The sequence below is a fragment of the Acinetobacter sp. 1125_18A genome (genome assembly GCF_052824985.1).
Genome location: NZ_VTDG01000011.1, coordinates 13,478 through 32,503, shown reverse-complemented (window position 1 = coordinate 32,503; position 19,026 = coordinate 13,478). Strand labels below are relative to the sequence as shown.

General features: G+C 37.4%; 17 protein-coding genes. 7 read left to right on the top strand and 10 right to left on the bottom strand.

Annotated features, from left to right (window positions below; all coding sequences use genetic code 11):
- Positions 1-3: 3 nt before the first annotated feature.
- Positions 4-861 carry an alpha/beta hydrolase family protein gene (locus tag FY049_RS17060; protein WP_056511789.1) on the top strand — a complete coding sequence of 286 codons (858 nt, stop codon included), beginning with the start codon at positions 4-6 and terminating at the stop codon, positions 859-861.
- A gap of 125 nt (positions 862-986) precedes the next feature.
- On the opposite strand, the gene FY049_RS17055 is transcribed toward FY049_RS17060, so the two are convergent.
- Positions 987-2,528, bottom strand: a complete 1,542-nt coding sequence (locus FY049_RS17055) for a TerC family protein (RefSeq protein WP_004719629.1) — start codon at positions 2,526-2,528, stop codon at positions 987-989.
- A 962-nt stretch (positions 2,529-3,490) separates the two neighbouring features.
- On the opposite strand from FY049_RS17055, the gene FY049_RS17050 reads away from it, so the two are divergent.
- Positions 3,491-3,955: a MarR family winged helix-turn-helix transcriptional regulator gene (locus tag FY049_RS17050; protein ID WP_004719627.1), complete on the top strand. Its 465-nt coding sequence runs from the start codon at positions 3,491-3,493 to the stop codon at positions 3,953-3,955.
- 3 nt (positions 3,956-3,958) lie between these two features.
- On the opposite strand, the gene FY049_RS17045 is transcribed toward FY049_RS17050, so the two are convergent.
- The 5 genes from FY049_RS17045 to ftsY all read right to left on the bottom strand — a co-directional run bounded on the left by FY049_RS17045 (position 3,959) and on the right by ftsY (position 10,563).
- Positions 3,959-4,630 carry an SOS response-associated peptidase gene (locus FY049_RS17045; RefSeq protein WP_224963730.1) on the bottom strand — a complete coding sequence of 224 codons (672 nt, stop codon included), beginning with the start codon at positions 4,628-4,630 and terminating at the stop codon, positions 3,959-3,961.
- Positions 4,631-4,775: 145 nt separating this feature from the next.
- Positions 4,776-5,396 (bottom strand): 2OG-Fe(II) oxygenase, encoded by a 621-nt coding sequence (locus FY049_RS17040; protein WP_004719624.1) that lies wholly within the window; start codon positions 5,394-5,396, stop codon positions 4,776-4,778.
- A gap of 190 nt (positions 5,397-5,586) precedes the next feature.
- Positions 5,587-7,749 (bottom strand): malate synthase G, encoded by a 2,163-nt coding sequence (locus FY049_RS17035; RefSeq protein WP_224963731.1) that lies wholly within the window; start codon positions 7,747-7,749, stop codon positions 5,587-5,589.
- 639 nt (positions 7,750-8,388) lie between these two features.
- Entirely contained in the window at positions 8,389-8,982 is a 594-nt protein-coding gene (locus FY049_RS17030; protein WP_004719619.1) for a nitroreductase family protein, read from the bottom strand.
- A gap of 474 nt (positions 8,983-9,456) precedes the next feature.
- Positions 9,457-10,563 carry a signal recognition particle-docking protein FtsY gene (gene ftsY / locus FY049_RS17025; protein WP_034617276.1) on the bottom strand — a complete coding sequence of 369 codons (1,107 nt, stop codon included), beginning with the start codon at positions 10,561-10,563 and terminating at the stop codon, positions 9,457-9,459.
- A gap of 176 nt (positions 10,564-10,739) precedes the next feature.
- Between ftsY and FY049_RS17020 the strand changes: the two genes are divergently transcribed.
- Both FY049_RS17020 and FY049_RS17015 read left to right on the top strand, forming a co-directional pair.
- A complete protein-coding gene (locus tag FY049_RS17020; protein ID WP_056511802.1) occupies positions 10,740-12,134 on the top strand; it encodes a M16 family metallopeptidase in 1,395 nt (464 codons plus the stop codon).
- 13 nt (positions 12,135-12,147) lie between these two features.
- Entirely contained in the window at positions 12,148-13,758 is a 1,611-nt protein-coding gene (locus tag FY049_RS17015; protein WP_224963732.1) for a M16 family metallopeptidase, read from the top strand.
- Positions 13,759-13,768: 10 nt separating this feature from the next.
- Here FY049_RS17015 and FY049_RS17010 read toward each other — a convergent pair whose 3' ends face one another.
- Together FY049_RS17010 and FY049_RS17005 are read right to left on the bottom strand one after the other, a co-directional pair.
- A complete protein-coding gene (locus FY049_RS17010; protein ID WP_224963733.1) occupies positions 13,769-14,095 on the bottom strand; it encodes a hypothetical protein in 327 nt (108 codons plus the stop codon).
- Between the two features lie 245 nt (positions 14,096-14,340).
- Positions 14,341-14,700, bottom strand: a complete 360-nt coding sequence (locus FY049_RS17005; RefSeq protein WP_224963734.1) for a hypothetical protein — start codon at positions 14,698-14,700, stop codon at positions 14,341-14,343.
- Between the two features lie 222 nt (positions 14,701-14,922).
- On the opposite strand from FY049_RS17005, the gene FY049_RS17000 reads away from it, so the two are divergent.
- The 3 genes from FY049_RS17000 (at position 14,923) to FY049_RS16990 (ending at position 16,293) form a co-directional block, all read left to right on the top strand.
- Entirely contained in the window at positions 14,923-15,156 is a 234-nt protein-coding gene (locus FY049_RS17000; protein ID WP_004719607.1) for a hypothetical protein, read from the top strand.
- 180 nt (positions 15,157-15,336) lie between these two features.
- Entirely contained in the window at positions 15,337-15,714 is a 378-nt protein-coding gene (locus tag FY049_RS16995; RefSeq protein ID WP_446084043.1) for a DUF2750 domain-containing protein, read from the top strand.
- 147 nt (positions 15,715-15,861) lie between these two features.
- Positions 15,862-16,293: a CBS domain-containing protein gene (locus FY049_RS16990; RefSeq protein WP_446084042.1), complete on the top strand. Its 432-nt coding sequence runs from the start codon at positions 15,862-15,864 to the stop codon at positions 16,291-16,293.
- A 259-nt stretch (positions 16,294-16,552) separates the two neighbouring features.
- Here the strand turns inward: FY049_RS16990 and trpB are convergent, their stop codons facing one another.
- Both trpB and FY049_RS16980 read right to left on the bottom strand, forming a co-directional pair.
- Positions 16,553-17,761 carry a tryptophan synthase subunit beta gene (gene trpB / locus FY049_RS16985; RefSeq protein WP_004719602.1) on the bottom strand — a complete coding sequence of 403 codons (1,209 nt, stop codon included), beginning with the start codon at positions 17,759-17,761 and terminating at the stop codon, positions 16,553-16,555.
- 63 nt (positions 17,762-17,824) lie between these two features.
- A complete protein-coding gene (locus FY049_RS16980; RefSeq protein ID WP_004822231.1) occupies positions 17,825-19,012 on the bottom strand; it encodes a vWA domain-containing protein in 1,188 nt (395 codons plus the stop codon).
- Positions 19,013-19,026 lie beyond the last annotated feature (14 nt).

Sequence of the window (19,026 nt, the reverse complement as noted above, 5' to 3'; positions counted from 1 at the left end):
GTTATGAATACATTTGAAAATTTAACCATAACTTGTGCAGATAGCTATAGCTTAACTGCACGTTTTTATCCGGCAAAACAATCAACCCATCAATTGCCTATTTTGGTTTGTCCTGCAACAGGTATTACCCAAGGTTTTTATCATCATTTTATAGAATGGCTTGCCCAACAAGGTTTAGATGTACTAGTCTTCGATTTTCGTGGTATAGGTGAGTCTTTACATGGTCCTATTCGTCAGTCCACTGCAAGTATCCAAGACTGGGGACAACTGGATATTCCTGCTGCTATTGAAACATTGCTGAATAAAACAGGTAAAGAACAAGTCATACTCTTAGGTCATAGTGCTGGGGGACAATTACTAGGCATTGTTTCTAATTACAAGAAAGTGGCACAAGTAATTGCAATTTCAGGCTCTACAGGACATGTAAAAGGACTTAAAGGGCGAACCAAACGTATGGCGCCTGTCATGTTTAAAATGATCTTCCCTGTTTCAAGCTTAGTCAAAGGCTATGGCGCAACCAAGTTTTTAGGCATGGGAGAAAATTTACCCAAAAATGTTGCAAAACAATGGGCTGAATTTTGCAGTAAACCCGGTTATGTGATGAACGCTATAGGTAAAACGATTTTCGAGGACTATCACAACGAAATTCAATGCCCAATTACAGTGTATTGGTCATCGGATGATGAGATCGCTACAGAAGCCAATGTCAAAGACTTACTTCGCTTGTATCCAAAAGCCACCACAGAAATGATAGAGCTTAAACCGAAAGATACAGGCCATAAAGCCATTGGTCATATGTTAATGTTTAAGAAGTCACATCAAAATTTATGGCCAACAATGGCACAAAATATTTTAAATTAATTTTTAGTTTTAAGTACTTAGATAAGTAATCCTATCTAAGTGCTCTTTTTATTCAAAAAAAATGCCTCATTAATGAGGCATTTTTTTAGTTTTTTATATCTGCTTGCGATTTAATCGTAAAACAGTTACGAAAATTGCTCTGGACGGGTAATTTTTACCGTCTTGATCCGATTTTCATCCATTTCGATGACTTCAAACCAAATGCCCTCTTGTTCAATCTGAGTGCCTACTTTTGCTTCGCCTTGAGTCTTGTCTAAAATCAAACCTGCTACGCTAAAGTAACCTGAGTCTTCTTGAACTAGATCCAACATGCCAAGTTCCAGCTCAAGCTGATACAAGTCAAGCATACCTGATGCTTTCCACGTTGTATCATTCAGTTTGATCAACTCTAACTGTTCATCTGCATCTGGGAATTCACCCGCAATTGCTTCAAACACATCCAACGGAGAAATCAAACCTTGGATATTACCAAATTCGTTACTCACCAAGACCAAAGAACCCTTAGACGTTCTTAAAGTATGAATAGCATCAATCACTTTCATTTTTTCAAAAATAAAAATCGGACGACTACGTTTAAGCAAGGCTTGTAATTGCTCTGGTTCATCCAATACATCAATTAACTCTTTAGCACGTACAACCGTAACCACTTTATCCAATTGTCCGCGACATACCGGGAATAAACTATGTGGTACAGCCAAGATTTGCTGACGAATACTTTCCGCATCATCTTCAAGATTGATCCACGAAATTTGATTTCTTGGCGTCATAATTGAGGCAACTGAGCGTTCAGCAAGTGTCAATACACCACCAACCATATAGCGTTCTTCATCACCAAAGGCTTTTTGAGCAGCTAAAGCTTCAGGGCTTTGTAATAAATCTGCATCCAGCTTACTTCCCATCAATTTTAAGATTGAGTCTGCGGTACGATGACGCAACGGCGTTTTCGACTGATGCTTTTCAACATTACGGCTGGAAAATTGGTTAAAAGCTTCAATTAAAATTGCCACACCAATACCCGAGTAAATATAGCCTTTCGGAATATGGAAACCAAAACCTTCAGCGATTAAACTCACACCAATCAACAATAAGAAACTTAAACATAGAATCACGACTGTCGGATGCTTATTGACAAATGCTGTTAACGGTTTAGAAGCAATCAACATCACAACCACAGCAATCGTTACAGCGGCCATCATCACATAGATATTGTCGACCATACCAATCGCGGTAATCACCGAATCAAGAGAGAATACTGCGTCTAAAACGATGATTTGCGCCACAACTGCCCAGAAGCTTGCATAAACAACTGCACCTGAACTTTTAACCTCAGGTTTGCCTTCCATTTTTTCATGTAGTTCAGTGACGGCTTTATAGACGAGGAACAGTCCACCGAATAATAAAATTAAGTCTCGACCTGAGAAAGACAACCCGCCAAAAGCGATTAAAGGCTTGGTTAATGTGACCAGCCACGAAATAATAGACAGCAAACCTAAACGCATAATTAGGGCTAAAGATAAGCCAATAATACGTGCTTTGTCTCGTTGTTCAGGAGGAAGTTTATCTGCAAGAATGGCGATAAAGACCAGGTTATCAATACCCAGTACAATTTCTAAAACAATTAGGGTTAAAAGACCAACCCAAATTCCAGGGTCTAATAAAAATTCCATTATTAGAGCTCCTGCTTATTATTATCAATATATAAGAAGAAAAATAAATTTGACCTACACGACGACGGATCCATGAATGAAACCTTTTCAACTAAATTAGATTAATTATGCACAATATCTTGCAGTTGTAATTAATTTTCACAAAAATTTTACATTTATTTAAGATTTTTCTTATGAATAACCTTGCGATACGGGTGAATTGTAAGTAATCCCTGCCTCGCATGATCAATTCGATGCTTTACAGATGCCGATTCATCTTATTCAAATTATTTTTCACTCAATCTAACAAAAATGTCATTAGCTTTTTTCAATATAAATTGTGTATAACTATAGTTATTAAATGCTATTTACCTTCTAACGGTATAAACCGCTTTAATTTAATTAATGATTTTCAATCGGATATATGGGCATTTAGGGAGGAAATACTTAGATTTATTCCCATTATGACGTAATCAAACCTAATTATTAACAGTAAAGCCAAGTTGATTTTTCTTATTTTTCAGTTAAAATAACATAAGATGTTAATTTTTTTAACTAATAAGCTTGCTTTTAACAACATCTTCTTGGTAATTTTCATACTTAAGCAAGCTGAAATATACGTAGGAGGAGCCACTATGACACAGGGACATTCAATGACTTTCAATAAAATCAACCTTTGCGGTTGTTTTGAAACTTTCGATTCCACACTAACAACTAGAGAATGAACTCTGTTCATTCTAAATTGCATGAAGAAGCGACTAAATTTACGCAAGGTATTACTACTTTTTATCTAATTTAAGACAGTTATACAATGCCTTTACTGAATACTTTAACTTAAGTTTGGTTCAAGCAAAATTTACATTTCGTCGATTTTACTTGTTTTTTTCATTAAGTGATCTATCACATATTGATTCAAGTATTCAAAGTAAAATATGATTACCGCTTAATATATGGCAATAATTACAAAAAACAGGGACCTCTAAATGACTAAAAAATATGCAAAATTTTTACCTGCAGCTGAAAATTTTAATATCGAAAATTTCCCATACTACTGGATCAGTCAAGTTCATTCTCAGTATGTTTTAAATTTAGATCACGTACTTAAAAAGTATGGGGTAGACAACTCTAGACGACGATTATTAGTTGCTTTAGAAGCCAAACCAGATGCAAGTGTTTCTGAGCTTTCGGAAATGATCGTTTCAAAAATGTCGACGACGACTAAAATTGTTTATCGCTTAAAAGAGGAAGGCTTTGTGGATACCTACTCTTGTGAACATGATGCACGTATTACACGAGTACATTTAACAGAAGCTGGTCAACAAATGACGCTAAAAATTAACGATTTAATGAGTGTTGTACTTGAACAGTCATTTGACGGTTTAACACCACTACAAATTGAAAAAACCATGGAAAATTTAAAAATCATCTTTAAGAATCTTGCACATTAATCCTTAAGATTCTTCATCAAAGATGTTCAACTGTGGCGAGTTTTTGTTATTTGATACTTTGGGGCAATAAAAACACTCAAACTCCGCCACAGGGAAACCCTCAATAAAACTCGAAATATTGGGCTGTTGTAAGCCCAACCACTCATCAAGTCGATGATGTGGAATGACTACCACCGAACGCTTATCTGTTCGAGGTTCATGGAATTCACTCATCATCGGATGGGGGTGGGCGTCCATACTGATCATGGTAGCTGAACGAACAACTTCACCGGTTTTTAATCGGGTAATCTCATACAATGCCGCAATATAAAAAGCTTGGCCATCTTTACGCCTTACCCCCCAACGCTGTGGTCGGCCATTGATGTATTTGGATTCATAGAACTCTGTCACGGGGATCACGCCAAATTGGCACTTGCTAAAAGCCTCTACAAAACTGCGCTTTTCCATCAGCGTTTCATTTCTTGCATTATAAGTATGTTTTGCTGCTTCTTTATCCTCAGCCCATTTTGGCACTAAACCAAAGTTGACTAAACGCCATTCAATCCCTTGATTAGATTTAAATAACAACGGCGTTTGAAAGCTTGGAAATATTTCATCTTCATACGAGAAAGGTATCGCGGGTAAGCCAAGCTGCTGAACTTGTATTAAGCTGATCGGTTTAAAATTAGCACACATAATAATAAGATTTTAAATGATTAATTTATAATTGTGGAATCTATCTATCGCCGCTATCCATTGATAAGAACCTTAGACATTGATAAAAAGTTGAGACAGCTCGCAATTTAAATTGAGGATAAACCGAAATTTATCCTCTTTGTTTTTATCCAAAAATCTTTTTTACCTTGGCACTTAAACCGTGGAAAAACTTATGTTTTGCATTGGCTTTTTCGCTGGTCAAAAAGTTAATTTGAATAGATTGACGTTGCCCTTCATAAGGAATATAGCCATGCCAACCATTGTCAGTCACTTTAAATGCAACCAGTGAGCCTGGTCCTGCATTGATTTCAGTCACATAGTTATTGATGTCTTTATCGTCATTGAGGATACGTAAACGTCCATTTGGTGCATCCCAAGATTCATTTAAATAGATCAAAACCGTCAACAATTTGCTTTTTGAATCACTATGAATCCGCCCATCTTTTTGACGAGAGTAGCCACGTAAAGTAATCATCATCGGATGTTCCATCACATTGACATCAAATTTATCTGTTAAAATTTGACGAAATTCTGGTGTATCCAATGATTTTAGAAAGCGATCAAAATTAGGCTTAATTTCTACATCTTCGATGTTAAAGCTTCCGCCCTGTTCAATTTTAGGAAAGTCTTGGATTACTGCCTGGACTTCACTGTCAGCCAAAGCATTTTCAACCACAAAATACGGATAAGGCGTACTTGCAACTTCAGCATTTTTCAGCGCATCTAATTTCAGAATTGATGTCATTTATAATTCAGCTTAATGATTAATTCCCTTAAATTGTATCAGAGATTTTATATTATTGGCTTAAAACTCAAAGTCGGGTCTACAAATTTTATATATGAAAGCAAAGCAACATTTAAAATAAACCATAAAAATAATAAAGCCTCCGAAGAGGCTTTATTGATAAGCTAATAGGATAAATTAGACGATAAAATTAATCGCCTGTATAGCCTTTTAACTTTAAGCGATACGCATGCAATAATGGCTCAGTATAACCAGACGGCTGTTCACCACCTTTGAATACTAAATCATAAGCAGCTTTATATGCATAACCGTCAAAACCAGGCGCCATGTTGCTATATTCAGGATCGTTGGCATTTTGCTCATCAACAATCTTCGCCATACGCTGCATAACTTCTTCAACTTGCGCTTTAGTCACAATACCATGACGCAACCAGTTCGCAACGTGTTGAGAAGAAATACGTAACGTTGCACGGTCTTCCATTAAACCGACATTGTTAATGTCTGGCACTTTAGAACAACCCACACCTAAATCAACCCAACGAACAACATAACCCAAGATACCTTGAAGGTTATTTTCAAGCTCTTTGGTCTTCTCTTCTTCAGTCCAGTTTGTATCTGTCGCTAAAGGCGGTGTCAACAAGTCATCTAACGGAAGCGCTTCAGTTTTCAATAACTCTTGTTGGCGTGCTGAAACATTACATTGATGATAATGAATCGCGTGAATCACAGCACCTGATGGTGAAGGAACCCATGCACAGCTCGCACCCGCTTCAGGATGTTCAATTTTGGTTTTATACATGTCTAAAAGCATGTCAGGTTTAGGCCACATACCTTTACCAATCTGTGCTTTACCACGTAAACCTGCTTGTAGACCTACCATCACATTACGGTTTTCATAAGCTGGGAACCAAATTTGGCTTTTCACTTCGCCTTTACGAACGAAAGGACCTGCTTCCATAAAGGTATGAATTTCATCACCTGTACGGTCCATGAAACCAGTATTGATGAAAATAGTACGGTCTTTCGCTTGTGCAATACAGTTTTTCAAGTTTACAGATGTACGGCGTTCTTCATCCATAATCCCGATTTTCAAAGTTTTCGCTGGTAAGCCAAGTGCTTGTTCAGAACGTTCAAACAATTCAACAGCAAATGCAACTTCTTCTGGACCATGCATTTTTGGTTTAACGATATACATTGACCCTTTACGAGAGTTTTTGTTTTCGTTTTGACCTTTGATGTCTGCGAAAGTCAATAATGGTGTAATTAAAGCATCCATAATACCTTCGTAGATTTCAGCACCATCTACAAGGATCGCAGGGTTCGTCATTAAATGACCAACGTTACGAAGAAGCATCAATGAACGACCATGAAGTGTTGTTTCACCACCGATCAAGTTCTTATGTGTACGATCTTTATTCAATGTACGCGTCACGGTTTTACCGTTCTTCTCAATTGATTCTTCAAGCGTACCTTTCATTAGACCTAACCAGTTACGGTAGCCTTCTACTTTCTCTTCTGCATCTACAGCAGCAATCGAATCTTCTAAATCTTGAATCGTAGTAACAGCCGCTTCTAAAACAAGATCTTTAACACCAGCCGCATCAGTTTTACCCACTGGGCTATTTGCATCAATTTCAATAACAACATGTAAGCCGTTATTTAAAAGTACAATTTCAACGGGTGCAGATTCGTCGCCATTAAAACCGACAAATTGTGATTCTTTCGCCAAAGTCGAGGTTGAACCATCTTTAAGAGTTACAACAAGTTTTTTGCCTTCAACAGCATATTTTGTTGCATCTGCATGTGAACCCTTTGCCAATGGGAATGTTTCATTTAAGAAATTCTTAGCAAATGCGATAACTTTATTGCCACGAACTGGGTTATAGCCTTTACCTTTTTCCGCGCCACCTTCTTCAGAGATCACGTCAAAACCGTAAAGCGCATCGTATAAAGAACCCCAACGTGCATTTGCCGCATTTAAGCAATAACGTGCATTACGCACAGGTACCACCAATTGCGAACCAGCCAATAATGCGATTTCTTCATCAACATTTTCTGTACTGATTTGAAAATCTTCTACTTCTGGTAATAAGTAGCCAATTTCTTTAAGGAAAGCTTTATAAGCTTGGAGTTCAAATTTATTGTTGCGGTGCCATTCATCAATTTTAGCCTGAATCTCGTCACGCTTCGCTAAAAGCGCCTTATTCTTAGGGCTAAGATCGACAACAACTTGCTCAAAGTTTTTCCAGTATGTTTCACTATCTAAACCAGAACCTGGTAGTGCTTCATTTTCGATGAAATCGTAAAGTTCTTTAGCAATCGCTAACTTGCCTTTTTGAATACGTGCAGTCATTGTCTTTCCTGATATTGCTACTTTTTATAACAAGAGTTTCTAGTATACCGATTTAAACCATGCTGAATAGTATTATCACATTGCTAAATAGTGATCATTTTAATTAAAAAAAATAGCTATATTAACTTAAAAAATAATGATCAAAAATACAGCAACACCAACAACTAAATCATCAACTTAAATCGCTTTTTAACAGTGTATAAATTTTTTAAAATGTCTGAATTAGACCAAAGTGCTGAATCAACCCTAATTTCCCCATTTTTTTATACACTTTTATTCCTTGAGCAAAGATTAAGCCATGAATAGCGCTAAATGTCGATAAAACCAATCCATAATTCTGTGTAAAGAATTGTTCGATTCACTTATATTTTTTTCTGTTTGTTCAAACCTGATCTTATTGTTTCAATTTAGATGATTTGAATCTTTAGCAACAAGATGGAATCGCATAATTTTTTTTAAACCACTTATGCTTTTTTACATTATTTAATCATAGGCTTCTACCTATTGTCTGGCGACAAGCAGGGATAACGCACTGCACATAAAAAACCTGTTTAAAATTTACATTCTAAACAGGTTTCTGGAATAGCAAGGTCTAAGCTAAATAAGCAATAGACCTCAGCTTAAAACAAAATGTTTCACTTAGTTAAAAGTTTTAAAACGTGTTGCATCATCAATAAATGTTTTTTCGCCCGCTGGTGCTTCGATTGAACCAAATACTAATTGTGCGCGAAGTTTCCAGTCAGCAGGTACATCAAATGTTGCCGCCACTTCTTCATCTACGATTGGATTATAATGTTGTAAAGATGCACCAATACCCGCTTCAGCCAATGCAGTCCAAGTTGCAAATTGTGCAATACCTGTTGAATGCTCAGACCATACTGGGAAATTGTCTGCATATAATGGGAATTGTTCTTGTAAAGCTTTGATCACACTTAAATCTTCATAAAACAACACTGAACCAGCACCAGCGATAAAGCTGTTAATTTTACCCGAAGTTCCTTCAAATGCTTCAGCTGGAACGATTTTACGTAAAGTTTCTAAAACGATTGTCCAGAATTTAACATGTGAGTCACCAAATAAAATCACAGCACGAGAAGACTGTGAGTTAAATGAAGATGGGCTATGCTTGATTGCATCTTTGATGATTTCTTCAATTTTCGCTTGGTCTAAGCTTAAATCTCTACCAATTGCATAAATTGTACGGCGTTGTTTGATTTGATTTAAAAATGACATGGTGTTAATCCTTCTATGACCAAATGGGTCGTGTTATTCAACATGGTTTGAGTGTATTGCATCATTCTTAGTTTCGTCATGCTTATATACATAACAATGTGTTCTATATTTAGAACAATATGTGAAATTGGGAATTTTTAAATGCTACCGTGTTTATGTGGTTCCCTTTTAAATTGCAATTAAAGTATTTATTAATCAAACAATTCAATTAAAATTTACCATTAAACTCACCCTATTGCTTTGAGCTTTACAACAATAAGAATATGGCAAATATCCTATATACTTTTCATTGCTTGTTTTGTGGTAAAAATATTGCAAATCTGGACAGATGATTCTAGACATCGCATTAAAGTACAACTTGATGACATTCTTATGATGTCTTCTTTCAATAACGTACCACCATCAATCACAATCTTAGAAAATAAAAAACTCCGCATAAAGCGGAGTCTCATTTAAGATAAATAGTTATCTAAATTACTTATCTGTTTCAAACAGTGCAGCGACAAATGATTTTGCAGAGAATGGACGTAAATCATCAATCTTCTCACCCACACCAATATATCTAATTGGTACATGAGTACGACTGGCAATATTAAACAACACACCACCCTTTGCCGTTCCATCTAATTTGGTAATGGTTAAACCTGTTAAGCCTACAGCTTCGTCAAACATTTCAACTTGGTTAATCGCGTTTTGACCAGTACCAGCATCCACCACCAACATCACTTCATGTGGCGCAGTTGCATCAATTTTTTGCATCACACGTTTTACTTTAGTCAACTCAGACATTAAGTTACTTTTGTTATGCAAACGCCCTGCTGTATCAGCAATTAAAACGTCCACACCTTTGGCACGTGCACTTTCAAAGGCATCAAAAATGACTGAAGCACTATCTGCACCATGACCTTGAGCCACGACAGCAATATTGTTACGTTCACCCCAGATTTGAAGTTGTTCAGTTGCCGCTGCACGGAAGGTATCTCCTGCTGCAAGCATGACTTTCTTACCTTCACCCTGTAAACGTTTGGCTAATTTACCAATCGTGGTGGTTTTACCCACACCATTTACCCCCACCACCAAAATCACAAATGGATTTTTATTGGGATCGATATGCAATGGTTTTACCCGAGGTGCAAGTAAAGCAACCAGTTCTTCTTGTAGCGCTTTATACAATGAATGTGAGTAAATCAAATCACCACGTTCTGTACGCTCAGTCAAATTCGCAATAATGGTTTTAGTCGCCTCTACCCCGATATCAGCAACCAAAAGTTGCTCTTCTACTTCTTCGAGCAACTCATCATCAATTTCTTTACCACCAATCAGGATATTGACCATACCATCGGCAAGGCTTTTACGTGATTTGGTCAAACCTTCTTTCATGCGGCTAAAAAAGCCACCTTTAGATTTTTCATCTGCCGATTCAATCTGTGCATCTTGGCTCTCAGTTTGAATAGGTTCCGTTTTAGGTGTTTCTACATTATTTTCAATAATAGGCACATTGACGGCTGGTAAACTAGGTAATGTGACATCGTCATCCCCGATATCCGCATCAATCAAGAATTTATTTTGCTGTTCTTGCATGCCGATTCCTTGAAAAGCATAGCGTTAAAAAAGAATGAGTTTAGCATAGATTGCATCATTTTTAGCGTTAAAGCAGCGATAAAACAAGCAAACCAAAATGCAACATTCCAGCCTTGCTTTAAATCATTAATTTTTTAAGAATAGTTCTAAATTTAAAATAAATTTTTGGGTTATCTGTGTATATTCTGAAATCTAAATTCTTAAATCTTCTTAGACAATCCAAAGTTATCCTTGCGCCACTTTTATTTTTATCTTTTAACACGGTAAATACGCAACTTCAGGCAGCACCTCAAAGCCAACTTTCTAGGACCACCTTTGAAACCACACTGAAAAATGGTTTAAAAGTGATTATCCGTGAAGATCATCGTTCACCAATTGTTATGACCCAAATCTGGTACGGCGTGGGAAGTAGTGATGAGTCAGGTAATGTACTGGGTATTTCGCATGTGCTTGAACATATGATGTTTAAAGGAACCAAAAAAGTTCCTGATGATGAGTTTGCGCGTTTGAGTCGAATTTATGGTGGCCGCACCAACGCTGCCACATATACAAATTACACAAACTATTATCAGCTTTACCCCAAGAAGTATTTTCCATTGGCTTTGGAACTTGAAGCAGACCGTATGACAAATCTGGTCCTCAAACAACAAGACTTTGATCCTGAAATCAAAGTGGTTATGGAGGAAAGACGACAACGGACAGATGATAATCCACGAAATCTAGCCTACGAACGTTTTAAATGGATCGCCTATCCAACCAGTCACCATCGTCAACCGGTGATTGGCTTTATGAAAAACCTACAGAATATTCGTCTGGATGATCTTAAACATTGGTATCAAACTTGGTACACCCCCAATAATGCGACCTTGGTCATCGTGGGAGATGTCAATGCAGAACAAGCACTTAAACAGGTTGAAAAATATTTTGCGGCAATTCCCAAAAAGGAACTTCCTGACCGTAATGATGTTTTAGAGTTTGATCGAATGGGTTATCGACACATGGAAGTGCAGTTGCCAGTACAAGTCCCCAACTTGTTTATGGCTTGGAATGTCAAATCCATTGCTACAGCAAAAAACCCACAAGATGCCTACGCCCTGACCATTATCCAGTCCTTACTGGATGGCGGAATCTCCGCTCGCTTACAAGACCGTCTGATTCGAGATAAAAAAGTGCTGACCGCAATCAGTGTCAGTTATGACCCCTATAATCGCGGCGACAGTTTATTTATGATCTCCGCGATCCCAAGTGATGATGTTTCTCTGGATGAGGCACAAAAAGCGATTGAAAAAGAGATGAATTTATTTAAAACAGAATTGGTCAATCAAGCTGAACTCGATCGTGTCAAAAACAACTTCGTTTCAAATTTAATCTATAGTCAGGATGATATTGGTGGACAAGCCAATATGATTGGGAATTTGGAAGTAAACGGCCTAAGTTTTCGTTTAATGGATGAATTACCCAAACATTATGACAAAGTGACACCACAAGATTTACAACGAATTGCCAATATTTATTTTGTCAAAGCCAATCTGAGTAGTTTGTATTTAATGCCTGAAAGTACAAAAGAATAAAAAAGGATCTCTCATGAATTTTAATCCATTCTCGACCTATTCGATAAAAATACCCTTGTTTGTGTTCATCAGCTTACTCTACTCCCCCCTTAACCATGCAGAGGTTGAGTTAGACAATCATGATGAAACCGATGCTGTTATAGATGATTCAGCACTTAAAGCAAATTTGACCTTACAAAGCTTAAAAAATTTAGATAAACATCAACAATACCAAGCGCCCTTTGTTCAAGACCTCTCCAACAACCAAAAAGTCAGAACACTGTTTGTTTCAGCCACCGACCTGCCTATTGTGGATATTCAACTCACCTTTAATGCAGGTTCGTCACAGGATGAAGCACTAGGAAAAGGTCTGTATGGTATGGCAAATATGGCAGCCAAACTCATCACTGAAGGCACAGATCAATACACAGCAAAAGAAATCGCGTCCACATTTGAAGGATTAGGCGCTCAATTTAGCGTTACCGCGTACCGTGATATGTTTGTCGTCCGACTCCGGGTCTTGTCAGATCCTGAAAAATTAAACCCTGCTATCAATACCATGTTGCATGTGCTGAATCATGCACAATTTAATCCATCGGGTTTAAATCTTGTGCTAAATAATACCAAGGTTGGGCAAAAGCAAATCCAAGAAAATCCAAGTCGGATTATGAATATTCGCTTTTATCGTGCGTTATATGGACAACATCCTTATGCCGAACCGACTGTGGGGACCAATGGGAGCCTTAAAAAAATTACCCCAGAACTACTTAGGGCTTATCGACAGAAACTGCTTGTTGCCCAAAACATGAATATTGCGATTACTGGTAATTTAACTGCAGCCGATGCAACCCAACTGGCCAATTTAATCAGTCAAAATCTAACCCAAGGTGAAGCTGCACAAGCACTTCCTGAACCACAAGATCAAAGTGATTTTAATATCCATTACATTCCGTTTAACTCAACGCAAGCCAACGTGATGATGGGACACTTGGCTATTCAGCGCAGTGATCCTGATCGTGTTGCATTAGAAGTCGCTAATCAAATGTTTGGCGGAAGCGGATTTAATTCCATTTTAATGAAAGAACTTCGGGTTAAACGAGGTTATACCTATGGAGCGTATAGTAATTTGACCTCCACATTGGCTCAGGGTTTTTTCAGTTTGAGTTATTCCACTGAACAAAATCAATTGATGGACAGTATCAAAGTTGCACATCAAGCCTTACGTGATTTTGTAAAAAATCCAATCCAAAGAAAACAGCTCGAAGAAACCAAAGAAGGCATGTTACGTTCTTTCCCAATGACCTTTAGTTCCAATGCCAATATCAATGCACAAATCGCATCGATTGGTTTTTATCAACTTCCTGCGGATTATTTGACCCAATATCAAAAGCAATTGAGCCAAGTCACCACCAAACAAGTTCAAAAAGCCATTCAAAAACATCTTCGTGCGGATCGTCTCACCTTGGTTGTTGTTGCACCAACACTGGATCAGAATGAATTAAAAGACATGTTAAGTGCTGATTTAGCCAACCCAGATCAATCCAGTACAAATCAAAACAAGCAAGTGAATACACAAGCCATGCCGGATGTCCCGACATTGATCATTCAAAAAACAATTCGCCCGCAAGCGGAACCAGCCAAATGAGTATTGTCAGTTATTGTGGATCTTTACTATCCACCGCAGGATATCGTTTTACCTGTTGGTTTTCAAAATGATAGGCACGTAGTAGGCGTAAATATTCAACCACATAAATACGATCTTGGCTGCGCAATTGATGGGCAATCTTTTGCGTCTTAGGATTGGCTGCTTGTTGTGAATATTGCACCACATATTTGTATTGATCTGGATTAATTGGGCGTGTTAAAGCCAATGTTGCAAGAAAAATCATCAGTGCGATGATCACAACAACAAAAGAATTCAAAATATTTTCCACAGGAAAAGAACTATACAATTTTTGAAAATAATCTTTGAATTTTTGCATGAACTACCTCTAATTACAGATAGTTTATCATCCTGACCATAAAAATATAGGGCTTTCTTCAAGACAGCTGAAGATCGGTTGTAAGATGATCTTTAAGATCAAAATTGCGAGAACGACAGTGCTTAAATATTCTCCCCATAGATATCATCGCCTGTCGATATGAAATTTAAAGCCCTCTTCTCTTATTCAAGAAAAGGGCTTGAGCCAAGTTAAATAACGCGTGAATCATTTCTATATCGTGCCAATTAAAGGATCGTTGCACGTAAGAATGCGAAATATAAAATAATCGCGATTATTGCCAATGCAATACTAACAGCAAAGATACTCAATCCACCCTCCGCATGCGCAGGATGCAAATCATCATCATCAGCAAGGCGCCTTAATTCACCATCATAGATTCGATAAAAGCCTGCTTTTTGCACTGGATTTAAGTTTCGGGTATAATCGTACACGCGTTTACGCTGGGCTAAACAATAATCCCCAAGATGGATTTCTTGATGATAAATTGCCTCATCCAGTTGTTTACGATGATACTGAGCTAATTCAACGATCTGAGTCTCAGCAGCGGGTACATCAAAAATAAAGCCATCTATAGTGTTTGTCATTTTGCTCTCCCTTTGTCTTAATTCTCATATTAATTTTAATAAATATTATTTCTGATTAATGTTTAATCATGTAATCTTATCTTCGTCAAGCATAGATTTCAAATCGCTTGACAAACAAGGCTAATTGTAATATTAGTTTAATAAAGTTAAGTTAGATTAGTTAAGTATAAGCTCCGTTGGGGAGCTATGTTAAAAGATCATAATTACAATAAGGAGTTATATATGATTCATCAAATCTCTCACCAAGACTTAGAACATGTTTATGCAGATGCTGTAAATACAATCCAGTGTGAAATGAATTTTGTAGAAGCGGTAAAAGCATTAGAAGATGCTGCGAAAGCTGGTCATGGTAAAGCAGCAATGTTTCTTGCAGAACTTTACTACCAAGGTTTCCGCGTTGAACGTGATTCTCTAAAAGCCCAATATTGGCAAAAGATGGCAACCATGCAAGCATAATAAAACGTCACCTAGGTGGCGTTTTTTTAACCCCTATCCTTTTTATTTTTTAATAAATCATTACGCTTTCAATACATTTTTTATTGTTTTAATAAATGCTTACGATTGAGCATAAAGCACCAACAGTTCTTATAAGAATTTCAACTACAATAGGCAATGTACTAAATAAGATTGTTAATTATGAAAAAGTATATTCATCTTCAGTCCATTTCGAATGAATTGTTTATTAAAATTTCTATTTTAAAATCACTCATGTATTGTGGTGTACTTTGGGGACTTTACCATGATGGCTGGGCAATGAAGTCTGGTTCAAATGAAGTTTATTTTCCTTTTTGGCTAAACGCTGTTCAAGCCCATCAGTATGCAAAGATTCATTGGCCTCACTACACCCCTCGCAGAATAACACCTAAAGATTTTAGAGAATCGCTGTTACCTACGTTGACACGGCTCAATATCATGCCTGCATTGTTTAATTCCTCATCTCGAAAATTTAAACTCTCAACCTCTCAAATGGAACATTTCTTTTTCCATAGTCATGTTCAATTTCAACCGGCTTAAAGGCGAAGATATATTTTTAGCGGTTTAAAATTGTTGTAAAAAATAAACTTTATATTTTTATGACTGCAAAGTATTTGCAAAGTTAAAAAATACAGTTAAGTTAAAGGTGTGCAGATTGGTAAGCACCCTAGAAAAGGAAGAATAATTATGACGACAGTAGCACAAGTAATCCAAGATAAGATTGGTCGTGAAATTTATACGATTTCACCCTCTGCCACAGTATTAGAAGCCATTACACTTATGGCAAACAAAGGTATTGGTGCTGTGGTTGTCACTCAAGATACAAAGGTCGTCGGAATCCTCTCAGAACGCGACTATACGCGTAAAATTGCGCTTATGCAGCGTACCTCTGACCATACAACGGTCGCTGAAATTATGACGTCTAGAGTGATTTCTGTGACACGTGGCCATACGGTTGAAGAATGTTTAAATTTAATGACTGACGGACACCTACGCCATTTACCTGTGATTGAAGCTGAAACACTGGTTGGATTTGTTTCTATTGGCGATTTAGTCAAAGCTACGATGGAAGATCAACGAAAATTGATTGAACAGTTAAGACAATATATTTCAGGTTAAGTGACATTATAAAAATATAACCCTCCATGTGGAGGGTTTTTTATTGTGTATAGAAAGTTGGCAGCTCAGCTTGCATGTAAAACCTCTTTTAAATTTCAAGATAATAGAAATAATCACCAGCTTTGAGTTGCATATCTTCATTTATCACGGGGATAAACAATCGAGTTCATTAAATAAAAACTAAGGCTGAATTTCAAATTTAACGAAAACATAAAAACCTAGCCAAAGCTAGGTTTTTAGATCAATCAATTTTTAATCATCAGTTTAGGTTTAGCTTCTCAGCAACATAGTCGGCATCTTTATCACCACGCCCTGAAAGGTTTACAACAATTTTGATTTCTTTCGCTAATTTAGGCGCTTCACGAATTGCCCACGCCACAGCATGAGAACTTTCCAATGCAGGAACAATCCCTTCTACTCGCGAAAGGGTCATAAACGCATCTAAACACTCTTGATCTGTTGCTGTAGAATATTCCACACGGCCTAAATCTTTTAAGAAGCTATGTTGAGGGCCTACACCTGGATAATCCAAACCAGATGCAATCGAGTGCACAGGCAATGGTGCACCCTGTTCATCTTCCAGTACATAACATGCCATACCATGAATCTGACTTGGTTTACCTAAAGTCAATGTTGCTGAATGCTGTTGAGTATCCAAACCATGACCAGCAGGTTCCACACCAACCAGTTTAACCTCTACATCATTTAAAAATGCCGTGAATGCGCCAATTGCATTTGAACCACCACCTACACACGCAACCACATAATCGGGCTGTGCGCCAAAGCGATCTTGAGTTTGAACTTTAATTTCATTGCCAATAATAGATTGGAAATCACGTACCATTTTTGGGAAAGGATGTGGTCCAACCACAGAACCAATCGCATAAATAAAGTTTTTAGGGTCTTTTAAATACTCTTCAAATGCGCTATCTACAGCATCTTTGAGTGTTGCAGTACCTTGAGTGACTGAAACCAATTTTGCACCCAAAATTTTCATTTTCACGACATTGGGATGCTCTTTCTCAATATCCACCTGCCCCATATGAATTTCACATGGAATGCCGACCAAAGCACACGCGGTTGCAAGTGCAACACCATGTTGACCAGCACCTGTTTCTGCGATTACTTTGGTTTTTCCCATATATTTGGCAAGCAAAGCTTCGCCTAAACAATGGTTAATTTTGTGTGCGCCTGTATGATTTAAGTCTTCACGCTTTAAATAGATTTGTGCGCCACCCAATTGATCAGAAAGACGTCTTGCATGAAATAAAGGACTAGGACGACCTACATAGTTGGCAAATAAATCAGCCAATTCATTTTGAAATTCAGGCGTTTTACGGATTTCTTCATATGCAACATTGATTTCATCCATTGCTTCTTTTAAATGAGGTGGAATAAATTGACCACCATATTCACCAAAAAAGCCTTGTTCATTTGGTAATGCAATACCATTTATTTGATGATCCATTTCTTTCCCTATTTAATAAATCAGCCGTTGAATTTATGAATAACAACTTTGCTTGAGAATAATTTATCGTGACAAATATTTCGTCATATCCTCAATACCTTTAAGGGTCATTGGAAACATATGATCGTCGAATAATTGTTTAATTAATGCGATGGTTTGCGTGTAATGCCAATAACCTTGCTCTTCTGGATTTAACCATGCTGTTTTTTCAAAATGATTGCGTAAGCGACGTAACCATACGTCTCCTGCTTCATCATTCATATATTCGACAGAACCACCGACCGATTTCAGCTCATAAGGTGCCATACTTGCATCACCCACCACAATTACACGATAGTCTTTACCATAGGTATTGAATAAATCCCATGTATTCATTCGGGTAGAAGAACGACGATGATTATCTTTCCATACATAGTCATATAGACAGTTATGGAAATAAAAATATTCTAAGGTTTTAAATTCAGTTTTTGCCGCACTAAACAATTTTTCACATTGTGCAATGTGTGAATCCATCGATCCCCCCACATCAAACAACATCAAAACTTTAATTCGGTTACGCCGTTCAGGCACCATTTGTACATCTAAAATGCCCTGTTTGGCAGTTTCATAAATGGTGCTGTTAATGTCTAATTCTTCTGCAGCGCCTTGACGAGCAAACTTACGTAATCGACGTAAAGCCATTTGCATTTGTCGAGTACCTAAAATTTGTTCATCATCTAAATTTTGATATTTACGCTGTTCCCAAACTTTTACTGCTGAATTTTTACGGCTCGGGCCACCAATTCTCACGCCTTCAGGATGGTCACCAAAAGCACCAAAAGGTGAAGTTCCACCTGTGCCAACCATACGGTTGCCACCTTGATGTTTTTTATGTTGTTCACGCAAGCGTTCTTCCAACATCTTCATCAGTTCTTCAAGCGAACCTGCTTTCAGCAATTCAGCACGCTGCTCAGGTGTGAGATGTTTTTCAAGTAACTCTAAATCAAACCAGTCTTTGGGAAGTTTTTGAACTTTGCTGAGCAGATCATCGATATCAAAAGTATGGATACCTTCAAAATAATCTTTCATGGCACGGTCAAATTTGTCAAAGAAGCGTTCATCTTTGACCATGACTGTCTTTACTAATTGATAAAAATCATCTTGATCGGCAAAAACCAAGCCTTCACTAATTGCTTGGTTGAGATCAATGAGTTCTCGTGTTGAAACTGGAACACCATATTTTCTGAGGGTATAAAATAATCGCACAAACATGTTGCGATCTCCTC